Here is an 11,358-nt window from a genome sequence, read left to right as displayed (position 1 = left end):
GCCATGGGCACTCCATCGCAATGCCCATGGCTCGGAGCCAAGTGACCCGCCCTTCCGTCCTCGTATTCAGGATCCGCAGCATCACCATCTCGTCCACGCCATCCGATACTCGTTGCATGGCAGATACTGGAGGTTCACTACACAGAGTTCTGATCATTCACCCTGAAATATCGGCCCAGATGCGGTTCCGTTGACCGCGAAACCTCTCGTTCGAGTGCATCCTTGACCCAAGCATGCATGCAACATACGATCTAAAGCATGCATACAGACCCTACTGGTCCAGCGCCGACACTCCTGGAACGGCTTCGCGCGAAGATCACACGCGGCGACCTCGAGCCCGGGAGCCCGCTCTCCGAGGTCTCACTTGCTCATGAGTTCGACGTCTCCAGAACTCCCATTCGAGAGGTCCTCAAGCAACTGCAGCTTGAGGGCCTCATTGAGATTCGCCCGAAAGTCGGCACCTTCATCCGAGAGCCGACTCGCCGGGAGATCGTCGAGATGTTTCAGCTCAAAGAAGTTCTTGAAGGATTAGCGGCAGCCCTTATGGCTCGAAGGGGGCCCTGTCACCAGCTCGATGTGCTCGAAGACAACGTCGCTGCTTCAGAGGTGACATCGCGGGCCGGAGATACAGACACTTATGCCAATCAGGTGCAGGGATTTCATCAGACGCTCGTCGATGGGGCCGACAACAACAAGCTCGTCGAACAATACGGTCGGCTGATGAACCAGCTGTCGTTTTACACACTGGTGCGCAAGACCCTGGATCACCCCGGTCGCGCGGTCAACTCAAGCGGCGAACATCGCCAAGTGCTCACCATGATCCAGAACAAGGACCCCTTCGGCGCGGAGACTACGATGAGATCTCACGTGTTCGCCTCGACCCAGGAACTGCTGGTCCCCCGCACTCGCACGACTCTATCCATCGACCGGGAACCCTGAGAACAACCGCGATAATCAATCACCGCTGAAGACGGGCCTCAGACTCCTATTGAATCTGAGACCCGCCTTCTTTCACATCCCGGCTGGTCTGACGCAACCCTGCTGATCGACGGCTCGATGTGCCCAGCCTCCGGGACCGGGCGACTCGACGACGTATCAGCGGAAGTTGGGGACGACCTCGTCGATGAAGAGCTGCAGTGAGGCCTTCTTCTCTTCGTGAGTCAGTGCGTTGTCGGACCAGAAGCTGTATTCGTCGTAGCCGAGGTCCTCATAGTGGCGGATCCGCTTGGTGACCTCATCAGGGGTACCGATCATCGCAGACTTGTGCAACGCTTCGAGCTCGAACTCGGGGCGATCAGCGAAGTTCTCCTCCGGAGTCGGATCGAGGAAACCGTTCTCGTGATCCTTCTTCCCGAATGCCCAAGAGGAGAAGGTGCGGTAGTACTTGTTGACGCCGGCCGCGCCGACCTTCCAGCCTTCCGGATCCTGAGGGGAGTGAAGGTAGGTGTGCCGCAGGACCATGATCTCGGGGCGTTTCTCGACCTCCGGGTGCGCGGCGATCGCAGTGTTGAACTTCTCCATCAGGTCCTCGACCTCACGGTCGTCCTTCATCAGCGGTGTGACCTGGACGTTGCATCCGTTCGCGACGGCGAAATCATGAGTCTCCGGACTCCGCGCGGCCAACCAGATCGGCGGAGTCGGCTGCTGGATCGGTTTGGGTACCGCCGTCGAGAGCGGGAACTGCCAGTGCTTGCCCTCGTGAGCGTAATCGCCCTGGAGCAGCTTCTGGACGGCCGGAACCAGCTCTCGCAGGTACTCCCCGCCATCTGCTGCGGCCATGCCGTCGGCCAGGCGGTTGAACTCGAACTGGTAGGCACCGCGAGCGATTCCCACCTCGGCGCGTCCGCCGCTGATGACATCGAGCAGTGCGATTTCTCCGGCGGCGCGGAGCGGATGCCAGAACGGAGCGATGATCGTTCCGGATCCGAGCCTGATCGTCGAGGTCTGGGAGGCCAGGTATGCCAGCTGCGGCATCGGACTCGGAGAGGAGACGAACTCCATGGAGTGGTGCTCGCCGATCCACACCGTCCCGAATCCGCCGGCTTCAGCTAGCTTCACCAGCTCGACGAGGTTCTTCCAATGCTGTTCCGGACTGATCGAGTCGTCCCAGCGTTCCATGTGCAGGAAGAGTGAAAAGCGCATGATGTGCTCCTTTGATCTCAAGCGTTCTTGCTGTGTGTTCCCTATTTCGTGGCTTCGCGTTCGCCGATTGTCGTGTTCGTGCGCGACCAGAGGTCCTTCTCCACTTCGCGCACGATCACAGTGATGTTCTCTGCTGCGGCTCCGGTGGTCTTTTCGGCCACCCGGTGCACTCCTGCGATGAGGTCACGCAGCTGCTGCGGATCTCGGCCCTTGGCGATTGAGATGTCGATGAGAGGCATGTCAGCCGGTCACCGCCCCAGAATGAACGGGTCTGCCATGGCGCCTTCGTCGGTATTGATCCAGACGCTCTTGAGCCTCGTGTACTCGTGCATCGACTCGATTCCGTGTTCGATGCCGACTCCCGAGTTCTTGAATCCCTGACGCGGTGACATCGGAGACATCGCCCGGTACATGTTGATCCACACGGTGCCTGCGTCGATGCTCTGCGACATCCGCATCGCCCGCTGAAGGTTCGAAGTCCAGACGCCCGCAGCCAAACCGTAGTCTGTGTCGTTGGCCAGGCCCAGTACTTCGTCTTCGGTGTCAAAGGGCATAATCGCGGCAACTGGCCCGAAGATCTCCTCACGGCAGATCCGCATATCGTTTGTCGTATCCGTGAGCACCGTCGGCTGGAAGAAGTAGCCTGGGAGGTCAACCTCGGGACGCTGCCCGCCGTAGGCGATGCTGCCTCCTTCGGACACTCCGATGTCGACGTAATCTGCGACCTTGTTCAGTTGGCTTTCGAATGCCAATGGGCCGAGCTCGGTCTTCGGATCCATCGGATCGCCGATGATGATCGACGATGCCCGCTGGGTGACCTTTTCGAGCAGTTCGTCGTAGACGCCCCGCTGAACGAAGACCCTGCTCCCGGCGATGCAGGTCTGACCGCCCGCTGCAAAGATGCCTGCGATGACGCCCATGGCGGCATTCGACACATTCGCATCATCGAAGACTATGTTCGGGCTCTTACCTCCCAGCTCGAGGGTGCAGCCGATGAATCGTGAGGCCGCGGCACCGGCGATCGCAGAACCCGTTCCAGTCGATCCGGTGAATGAGATCTTCGCGAGCTTCGGCGAATCCACGAGGGCCTGACCCGCCTCGGCGCCGAGTCCGGTGACGACGTTGACCGCGCCGTCGGGGAAGCCTGCCTCATGAGCGAGTTCGGCCAAGCGCAGAATCGTCCGTGATGTGTACTCACTCGGTTTGATGACGGCAGTGTTGCCGGCGGCCAGTGCCGGTGCCAATTTGGAGATCGTGAGAGTCATGGGCGAGTTCCACGGGGTGATGAGCCCGACGACGCCGAGAGCCTCTCGCTGGGTGAAGTTGATGACCTCAGGCGAGTTCGTCGGAATCTGCGAACCCTGGACCTTGTCGGCCAGGCCGCCATAGTAGTAGAGGTATTCGGGGAGGCCCTTGAGCTGTCCCTTCATCTCGCGCAGGAGTTTGCCGTTGTCTTCGCTCTCGAAGCGAGCAAGGTCGTCGGCGTTCTGCCCGATGAGATCGCCGAACCTGCGCAGCAGGTGACCTCGCTGTGTCGGTGTCGTTCTCTGCCACGCTGCCGACTCGAATGTCCGACGCGCGGCCTCGACGGCGTGATCGACGTCAACGACGGTCCCACGGGCGAACTCGTAGAGAGTTTCCAGCGTGGCCGGATTGGTACTGTCCAGGAATCCTCCATCGGCAGGAGCACTGTGGGCGCCTCCGATGAAGTGATCGAGTCTGAGAGTCACGGCTGATTCCTTTCTGGCTGGTGGAGGAGGTGGTCGAGATGGCCGACGAGCACCTCAGGATGGGTCACGGGCAGCATGTGCCGGGCCCCGGGGACGATGACGACTTTCGTGTCGGGAATCCGTGCCGCGATCCGGTGGCTCATCTCCGGGGTGGAACCGGGATCGGATTCTCCGGTCATCGCAAGGGTCGGGGCTGTAATTTCAGGCAGCCTGTCGGCGAGTTCCCTGTCGGCTGTAGCGAAGACGGCGTAGGCATGCGCATAGGAGGACGGATCGTTGGCCATGAGAACTGGGCGCGTCTCCTCCCGCTGGGCTTGCCAGTCGGTTACGTCATCGTCGGGGAACCAGCGCTGCAAAGCGGTTTCCATGCTGGCAGGCAGATCCCGGCGCGCGTTCTGCAGCCGGGTGGCCACAGCGACCGATTCGTCCTCGGTCCGAGCGCACACCGAACTCACGCAGGTGAGGGTGCGCACACGTTCGAGATGGTCGAGGGCGATCTGCTGGGCGATGAGCGATCCCAAGGAGAATCCAACGAGGTGGACCGGCCCGGACGGCATCCGGGTCGCCACATCCGCAGCCATCTCTGTCACCGAGGTCGGCTCCTGCAGAGGTGGCCGAGTTCCATGTCCTGGAAGATCGAGCGCAACACTCGGAGACCTCAGCAGTCGTTCTACCCGTTGCCAAACGTTCCTGTCGAGTCCGACCCCATGGAGTAGGACGACGGGGACGTCATTGTCATCCCGCATGATTCGGCGCCCTACTTGTCGGCCGATAGCGGCGCGAGCCGCTGCTGCGGACGTCCGCCCGTCGACCCCGCGAGCGCAATGAGGATCTCATCGGCATGAGGTGCGTCGGCAACCCTCCATTCGAAGGTCTGGTGGTGCGAGCGGATCGTTGCGTCAGTGAAATGCTTGAGCGGAATGTCGAAGACCGCTCCCGCCTCGCCGCGTTTTTCGACGGCCGGAAGCAGGGTGGACGCCTGAGCAGCATCACGGAAGTGGTTGCCGAACTTCAGTGTATGAATGAGCGCGGAGCCGTGCTCGATCTCACCGTTGAGGCCGATGATTGCAGCCTTGCCGTAGGCTTCGAGGCTGCCGCCGAGTGCTTCCATGACCCGGGGAGCAAGCTCAGCGCCGAGGGCGCTGGCGGTGGCGTCGATGCCTGGGTTGAGGTCCTCGACGAATCCCTGACCGCGCCAGGGGTTCTCGATCACTGCGGCAACTGCAGCGACGGTGATGACGGGGCTGGTCTCGCGGCCGCCTTCGGAGAGGATCTCTTCGACGACGGTGGTGAGTTTGCGGATCTTCATTTGACGAGTCCTTTCAGGATCTCTGTGGTGACTGTGCCATCGGTTCTGCGGTCGCCGATGCGGGCGAACGGCCGGGGGCCGGTCGAGGCGGCGGCGATCACGCAGATCTCATCGGCTCGCGGTGAGTCCGAGAGGTGGATGTCGATTGTCTGGTAATGGTCACGTGAGGTGGCGTGGGCTTTGTGCCACATCGGCACCCGAATCGACGACGATGGGCCCGATCGGCCGTCGGCGAAGCAGATGACCGAGGTGCCTTCGAGCATTTCGCGCAGGATATTGCCGAAATAGGGAGTGTGGATGAGTGCACCGGCATGTTCGATCTCGCCATCGACTCCGACCACTGCACCCTTGCCGAAAGCTTCGACATTCTCGGCGGATCCGAGGATCGACAGAAGTCGATCGGTCAGCACCTTCGCCAGCACCGGAGCGATCCTCTCGGTCGCCGGACCCAGATCACTGTGTGGATCGATGCTGTCGATCCATGGGTTCCTCAGCACGGCCACCGCGGCCGCCTGCTGCAGCGGTTCGCTGAGGCCGACACCAGCCTCAGCGAGGATCTCTTCGCGCTGAATGGTGATCGAACGGACACCAAGTCGCTGTGCCAGTTCATCGAAATTCGCCGGAAGCTCCTCGTGCTCGCCGAGGCGGCCGATACTCTCATCCTGCTCGCGTGCGGTCATCGTGCTCATCGTGTCAAAACTCCAGTCTGTTGCATACAAGAAATCTACTTGCATGCAAAGATGAAAGTCAATACCCCACAAAACTCCCGATAAATCACCGTTTCGAAAATCTATTGACTAATACATCACAGTGATTCTACGATCTCTAGTATGCAACAGAGCAAAGAAGCACGTCCTTACGACGACGTTAAGACGACCATCATCGGAACCTGGCGCGAAGCATGGGACATCGGAAACACCGATGTTCTCGATTCACTCTTCACCGACGACTACGTGCGCGTCTCTGCGAACTCCGGCAAGGAGAGAAGTGTTGAGGAGACCAAGGCAGAGATCAGTGAAATCCGCGCAGCTTTCCCAGATCTCACCACCACGATCGACCGCATCCTTATCGAAGGCGATCAGGGAGCCATCTACTGGCACTCCACCGGCACCTTCACCCGGCCACTCAACGATGTCCCTCCCACCGGGCAGCAGGTGAAGACCCACGGTTCGAACCTCATCACCTTTGATCAGGGAGTCATCTGCCGGGAAGAGGTCACCTGGGATGCACACGCTCTGCTAGCCGACCTCGGACTCAAGTCCCTGTCCTCGGCATTCGAATCCCACGCAGGTGACGTGGTCACCGATGACTTCTCCGGCGAACCGTCTTCGGCATCGCTCAAGTCCTTCAACAGGCAGTTCATCACCGGGGTGACAGTCGTGACGACCACGGACGATGACGGAAAGCCTCGTGGCCTGGCGGTGAATTCCTACAATTCGATCTCACTCGACCCGCCGCTGGTCCTCGTCTGCGTGCAGAAGACGTCCTCGACCTACCCTGCACTCTTCCGCTCCTCCCACATGGGGATCAACATCATGAGCCGCAATCAGCGGGGGACCATCGGTACCTTTGCATCGAAGGCCACAGACAAGTTCGCTGAGCTCGACTGGCATTCCGGACCCCATGGATCACCACTTATCGACGGTTCGGCAGCCTCAATCGAAGTCGAGATCAAGGAACGCTTCCAGGCCCTGACCCATACGATATTCGTCGGTCGGGTGCGCAGCGCGGAGGCCTCCGAGGACGAGCCGATGATCTACAAGGCCGGCAAGTTCTTTGACAGCCAGGACCTCTCCCCGCTCAGCTGAGCGATGCGCATAAGCCCGATTCACAACGAAGTGGAGTTCTCATGAACGACGATTCCGAGCAATACCCCGATGCGGATCGGGATGGCCCCCGCCACTCCTCGAGTGCCCGAGCACAGCTGCCAGGCCACGGCATGGAGTCCGAATCCGGTCCGACACCGGAGGTCGCCTACGCCGTCGCAATGAGACATCGCCCCGGTCGTGTCTTCTGGATCTCCATCGTCGGAGTCGCCGCATTCACTCTGTGGGGAGCCCTGTCGCCCGACGCCATGGCAACGGCGATGACCGCCGCAATGGACGTTGTCGCTGCGAAGGTCGGCTGGGTCTACCTGGTCCTCACTCTCGGTTGCATCGGACTCCTCCTCTATCTCGGGTTCAGCCGGTTCGGGCGGGTCCGCCTCGGCGCCGATGACGATCGACCGGAATTCAGCACCTGGGCGTGGCTGACCATGATTCTCTCCGCCGTGATGGGCATCGGACTCATCAGCTACGGTGTGGCTGAACCGATCAGCCATTTCACGACTCCACCGCACGGACTCGCCGACCCTGGCACCACCGAGGCAGCGGTACGCGCACTCCAGTTCTCCTACTTCGACTGGGGACCTCACGCCTGGGCGGTCTTCGGTGTGTTCGGCCTCGCCATCGCCTATTCGACCCATAGGCGAGGAAACACCGGACTGATCTCGCCCATGCTCAAGCCGGTCTTCGGCAAAGCCATGGACGGATGGCTGGGCAACCTCATCGACATTCTGGCGGTGATCGCCACTCTGTTCGGGACGACCACCTCGCTGGGACTGGGTGCATCACAGATCACCGAGGGCCTCAACCGGGTCTTCGGGATTCCGAACGAATTGTTCGTTCAGATCATCATCATCTTGGGCATCACAGTCGTGTTCACCCTGTCTGCACTGTCGGGAGTCAACCGGGGCATCAAGTTCCTCAGCCAGACGACGGCAGTACTGTCGATCTTCCTCGGTCTCTTCGTTCTCGTCGTCGGTCCCACAGGCTTCATTGGAAATCTCTTCTTCCGCTCGACGGGCGAATACCTCAATGACTTCTTCAAGACCAGTCTCCTGACTCCACTGATGGCCGGCGACGTTGAGTGGTATCAGTACTGGACGTACTTCATGATGGCATGGTGGCTGAGCTGGGGTGCCTTCGTCGGCGTATTCCTCGCCAAGATATCCAAGGGTCGAACGATCCGCGGATTCGTCCTCGGCGTCATGGGTATCCCCAGCCTTGTCTTCTTCATCTGGTTCACGATCTTCGGCGGAACGGCGATCAAGATCGACATGGAGGGTGACGGCGGCATCGGCAAAGCCGCGGCCGCGGATGTGAATTCAGCGTTCTTTGAAACACTGGAACATCTTCCGATGGCTGGTCTTACTTCGGTGATTGCGATCATCCTCGTTGTCCTCTATTTCGTTTCAGGCGCTGACGCGAACACCTTCGTGCTCAGCATGCTCACCTCCCGCGGAACCCTTGAACCCAGCCGCTGGGTACTCACGGTATGGGGAGCGCTGACAGGAACGACGGCGATGGTCCTCTTCTTCGCCGGAGGGCTCGCGGCCCTGCAACAGGCGGCGATGCTATCAGCGCTGCCGTTCGCGGTCATCGTCGGCATCCTCGGGTTCTGCATCGTGAAGACTCTGCATGAGGATCACGACTTCGATGCCTATCGCAAGGTCAGGCGGAAGGATCTGGAAGAGCTGGAGGCCCGTGCCGAGGCCACCATCAAGAAGGAGATCTGACTAAGGACTGTTCCGACATCGGGCCCGCTGTACCGGCCGGGCCCGCCACCGCGTGCCGCCACCGCGTGCCGCCACCGCGTGCCGCCACCGCGTGCCGCCACCGCGTGCCGCCACGTCGAAAAACGGGTGCTGCGTCGAGACACATGGGTACACACCCGCGCGTCGACGCAGCACCCGTTTTTCCATGCTGGGGTGGGTTGCTCAGCCCAGTTCGTCGACCAGGCGTGTGAACGCGAGATGGGCCAGGGCGGCGGCCTGGTCCCCAAGCAGCCCGTCGTCGAAGACGACCCTGGGCGAGTGGTTCGTCTCCGCGTTCGGGTCCACACCCTCTGGAGTGGCTCCGAGGAACACGAACGTACCCGGCACATTCTGCAGCACATAGGAGAAGTCCTCGGATCCCATCCGCGGGGCAGCCATCTCCTGAACATGGTCAGAACCGAAGACCTCGCCGAGGCGGTCGATGGCCACCTGAGTTTCGGCAGGGTTGTTCACGGTCACGGGGAAGCCGATCCGGAAGTCCACCTCGGCGGTGCACCGGTGTGCCCGGGCAATGTTCTCAGCGATCTCAGGCACACGCTCCTGCAGCAGCGCGATCGAATCGGCTGAGAGGTAGCGGACCGAGGCGGTGAGCTTCGCGGTGTCAGGGATGATGTTGCTGGCCTGCGAGCCTTCCAGTTGGGTCACGGACACGACGACGGGGTCGAAGATGTCGAACGACCGCGACACCATCGTGTTGAGGGCGAGCGCGATCTCCGCCACCGCAGGCACGGGGTCGCGAGTGGCCTGGGGTTGGGAGCTGTGGCCTCCTGCGCCGTGGACCTTCAGATTGAGATCGGCGAACCCCGCCATAAGCGGTCCGCCCTTGGTGGTGAACCGTCCGCGCACATCAGCCTCGACGTGAATTCCGTAAGCCGCGACAAGTGGCACGTCCGCCGCCTCGAGCACGCCCTCGGCGATCATCGGCTCGGCGCCTCCTTCGACCTCCTCGGCGGGTTGGAACATGAATACGATGGACCCGGGCAGCTCGTCTCGGTGCGCGGCAAGCAGACGAGCAGCGCCGACGAGACCGGCGGTATGCATGTCATGGCCGCAGGCATGCATGTTGCCGTTCGTCGAGGCGTAGTCGAGTCCGGTGTCCTCGACCACCGGCAGGGCATCCATGTCCCCACGCAGCAGAACTGCAGGCCCGGGACGTCCGCCCTTGAGCACCGCCACGATCGAGGTCAGAGACTCCCCTGTGCTGATATCGAGGCCCAGACCTGCGATCTCCTCGAGGACGGTCTTCTGGGTGAACGGCAGCTGGTACCCAAGCTCGGGATTCGCATGCAGGGTACGACGCAGTCTCACAAGATCGCCTTGCAGGTCCTGGGCCTCGGTGCGGAAATCAGGAATGGATGAGGATGGTGATGCGGACATGGACGCGGTTCTCCTTCGGGCCAAATGAGCTGTGAATCCGACTCTACTGAGATTCCGACCTGACCGCGCTGTCTTAAGCTGCGACGAATCGGGTGGAGTCCGCAAGGACGCCATCGACCCGGTCCCCAAGCGCGTCGAGGCCGGAGGTGAAGGCGGTCGTCCCAACTATGGATCTCGGGTCGCGTCGTGCGTACCGTGGACGGTGACGCCACCACTCGACGAGGAGCCCACCGTGCGCATCATCATCACTCAGAACACGACTCTTGACGGTCGAATCGAAATGCTCGACGACTGGTTCGACCCGCAGGCCCAAGATGAAGAGCTGTCCGCCGAGCTCATGCGTCAGTCGGCCAACGAGGACGTCCTGCTGCTGGGTCGGCAGACATTCGAGGACTTCCGCAGCTACTGGCCGCTGCAGACCGATGACACCACAGGGGTCGCCGAGCACCTCAATCAGGTCGACAAGCGGGTGGTGTCGACGAAACTGGCAGACCCGGACTGGCAGAACTCAACCGTCATCGGCGAGGATCCGCTCAAGGCTGTCGCCGCCCTGCGCGAGGAGCCAGGTCGCGACGTCATCCTCACCGGAAGCATCACCCTGGCGCATTCACTGATCAGCGCCGGTCTCGTCGACGAGTACCGGATGTTCACCTATCCGGTGTGGCAGGGGCGAGGCCGCGGCTTCTTCCCCGATGACGCCCCCGCGCCGAGGCTGCGACTGCTGGAGTCGAAGTCCTTCGCCTGCGGCGTCGTCTATTCGGCCTACAGGCCACAGCAGTGAAGCGACTCACGCCGTCCCGAACATGACCTTCCGCCCGTCAGGGTCTTCAACCGTGACGACGACGTCATCGACCTCGATGAGTGGCGCACCAACGCTCTGCACGTGATCAAGGAACCCCACCAGATCGGGGATCCGGAAATAGAGGTGGGTGAGATTGGACGAGGAGTTGGGTGGATAGCTGTAGTCGGCGAAGGACTTCGCGTCATGAAGAGCAATCTGGAGACCGTCGATATCCAACATCCAATAGGTGTACTCGTCGCTGCTGACGGCCTCCAAGGGCACCCCGGCAACGTCCCTGTAGAAGTCAGCAGTCACCTCGGCGTCATCGCAGGTCAGGAACACTGCGCGAAATTTCGATTGCATCTGTGGACACCTCCGTCCGCAGCCCGGCCCGCGCTGGGGCCTACCGCACATCCGATTCATC

Annotated in this window: 12 protein-coding genes; 4 read left to right on the top strand and 8 right to left on the bottom strand. The window is 61.3% G+C overall.

What is annotated here, in order from left to right:
* The first annotated feature begins 258 nt into the window (after window positions 1-258).
* Window positions 259-939 (top strand): GntR family transcriptional regulator, encoded by a 681-nt coding sequence (locus ACE03M_RS16715; protein WP_143924693.1) that lies wholly within the window; start codon window positions 259-261, stop codon window positions 937-939.
* 156 nt (window positions 940-1,095) lie between these two features.
* Here ACE03M_RS16715 and ACE03M_RS16710 read toward each other — a convergent pair whose 3' ends face one another.
* The 6 genes from ACE03M_RS16710 to ACE03M_RS16685 are packed head-to-tail and all read right to left on the bottom strand — an operon-like array spanning window position 1,096 to window position 5,870.
* Window positions 1,096-2,142, bottom strand: a complete 1,047-nt coding sequence (locus ACE03M_RS16710; protein ID WP_143924694.1) for an LLM class flavin-dependent oxidoreductase — start codon at window positions 2,140-2,142, stop codon at window positions 1,096-1,098.
* Window positions 2,143-2,183: 41 nt separating this feature from the next.
* Window positions 2,184-2,381 carry a tautomerase family protein gene (locus ACE03M_RS16705; RefSeq protein WP_143924695.1) on the bottom strand — a complete coding sequence of 66 codons (198 nt, stop codon included), beginning with the start codon at window positions 2,379-2,381 and terminating at the stop codon, window positions 2,184-2,186.
* A gap of 9 nt (window positions 2,382-2,390) precedes the next feature.
* Complete coding sequence (locus ACE03M_RS16700) at window positions 2,391-3,872, bottom strand: aldehyde dehydrogenase (protein ID WP_485935157.1); 1,482 nt, start codon at window positions 3,870-3,872, stop codon at window positions 2,391-2,393.
* The gene (locus ACE03M_RS16695) at window positions 3,869-4,618 is read right to left on the bottom strand and encodes an alpha/beta fold hydrolase (protein WP_485935156.1); all 750 of its coding nucleotides are present in this window, start codon (window positions 4,616-4,618) and stop codon (window positions 3,869-3,871) included. The genes ACE03M_RS16700 and ACE03M_RS16695 overlap by 4 nt, the downstream gene beginning before the upstream one ends.
* An 11-nt stretch (window positions 4,619-4,629) precedes the next feature.
* Window positions 4,630-5,181 carry an amino acid synthesis family protein gene (locus ACE03M_RS16690; RefSeq protein WP_143924698.1) on the bottom strand — a complete coding sequence of 184 codons (552 nt, stop codon included), beginning with the start codon at window positions 5,179-5,181 and terminating at the stop codon, window positions 4,630-4,632.
* On the bottom strand, window positions 5,178-5,870 hold the full coding sequence (locus ACE03M_RS16685; protein ID WP_260848330.1) for an amino acid synthesis family protein: 693 nt from the start codon (window positions 5,868-5,870) through the stop codon (window positions 5,178-5,180). Before ACE03M_RS16685 ends, ACE03M_RS16690 begins: the two co-directional genes overlap by 4 nt.
* A 141-nt stretch (window positions 5,871-6,011) precedes the next feature.
* Between ACE03M_RS16685 and ACE03M_RS16680 the strand changes: the two genes are divergently transcribed.
* Together ACE03M_RS16680 and ACE03M_RS16675 are read left to right on the top strand one after the other, a co-directional pair.
* Entirely contained in the window at window positions 6,012-6,989 is a 978-nt protein-coding gene (locus ACE03M_RS16680; RefSeq protein WP_485935154.1) for a flavin reductase, read from the top strand.
* A 41-nt stretch (window positions 6,990-7,030) separates the two neighbouring features.
* Entirely contained in the window at window positions 7,031-8,737 is a 1,707-nt protein-coding gene (locus ACE03M_RS16675) for a BCCT family transporter (protein WP_485935153.1), read from the top strand.
* Window positions 8,738-8,938: 201 nt separating this feature from the next.
* Here ACE03M_RS16675 and ACE03M_RS16670 read toward each other — a convergent pair whose 3' ends face one another.
* Window positions 8,939-10,153, bottom strand: coding sequence for a M20 metallopeptidase family protein (locus tag ACE03M_RS16670; RefSeq protein WP_485935152.1), 1,215 nt, complete (start codon window positions 10,151-10,153; stop codon window positions 8,939-8,941).
* A 31-nt stretch (window positions 10,154-10,184) separates the two neighbouring features.
* On the opposite strand from ACE03M_RS16670, the gene ACE03M_RS16665 reads away from it, so the two are divergent.
* Window positions 10,185-10,934 carry a dihydrofolate reductase family protein gene (locus ACE03M_RS16665; protein ID WP_485935150.1) on the top strand — a complete coding sequence of 250 codons (750 nt, stop codon included), beginning with the start codon at window positions 10,185-10,187 and terminating at the stop codon, window positions 10,932-10,934.
* A 6-nt stretch (window positions 10,935-10,940) separates the two neighbouring features.
* Here the strand turns inward: ACE03M_RS16665 and ACE03M_RS16660 are convergent, their stop codons facing one another.
* Window positions 10,941-11,297 (bottom strand): VOC family protein, encoded by a 357-nt coding sequence (locus ACE03M_RS16660; protein WP_485935149.1) that lies wholly within the window; start codon window positions 11,295-11,297, stop codon window positions 10,941-10,943.
* Window positions 11,298-11,358 lie beyond the last annotated feature (61 nt).

Source organism: Brevibacterium sp. AGC70 (assembly GCF_057334195.1).
This window is presented reverse-complemented; position numbering and strand designations above follow the sequence as displayed.

Coding starts and splice junctions, on each gene's coding strand:
- ACE03M_RS16715 (WP_143924693.1), top strand. CDS start 259: ATGCATACAGACCCTACTGGTCCAGCGCCGACACTCCTGGAACGGCTT.
- ACE03M_RS16670 (WP_485935152.1), bottom strand. CDS start 10,153: ATGTCCGCATCACCATCCTCATCCATTCCTGATTTCCGCACCGAGGCC.
- ACE03M_RS16680 (WP_485935154.1), top strand. CDS start 6,012: ATGCAACAGAGCAAAGAAGCACGTCCTTACGACGACGTTAAGACGACC.
- ACE03M_RS16690 (WP_143924698.1), bottom strand. CDS start 5,181: ATGAAGATCCGCAAACTCACCACCGTCGTCGAAGAGATCCTCTCCGAA.
- ACE03M_RS16675 (WP_485935153.1), top strand. CDS start 7,031: ATGAACGACGATTCCGAGCAATACCCCGATGCGGATCGGGATGGCCCC.
- ACE03M_RS16695 (WP_485935156.1), bottom strand. CDS start 4,618: ATGCGGGATGACAATGACGTCCCCGTCGTCCTACTCCATGGGGTCGGA.
- ACE03M_RS16685 (WP_260848330.1), bottom strand. CDS start 5,870: ATGAGCACGATGACCGCACGCGAGCAGGATGAGAGTATCGGCCGCCTC.
- ACE03M_RS16705 (WP_143924695.1), bottom strand. CDS start 2,381: ATGCCTCTCATCGACATCTCAATCGCCAAGGGCCGAGATCCGCAGCAG.
- ACE03M_RS16660 (WP_485935149.1), bottom strand. CDS start 11,297: ATGCAATCGAAATTTCGCGCAGTGTTCCTGACCTGCGATGACGCCGAG.
- ACE03M_RS16710 (WP_143924694.1), bottom strand. CDS start 2,142: ATGCGCTTTTCACTCTTCCTGCACATGGAACGCTGGGACGACTCGATC.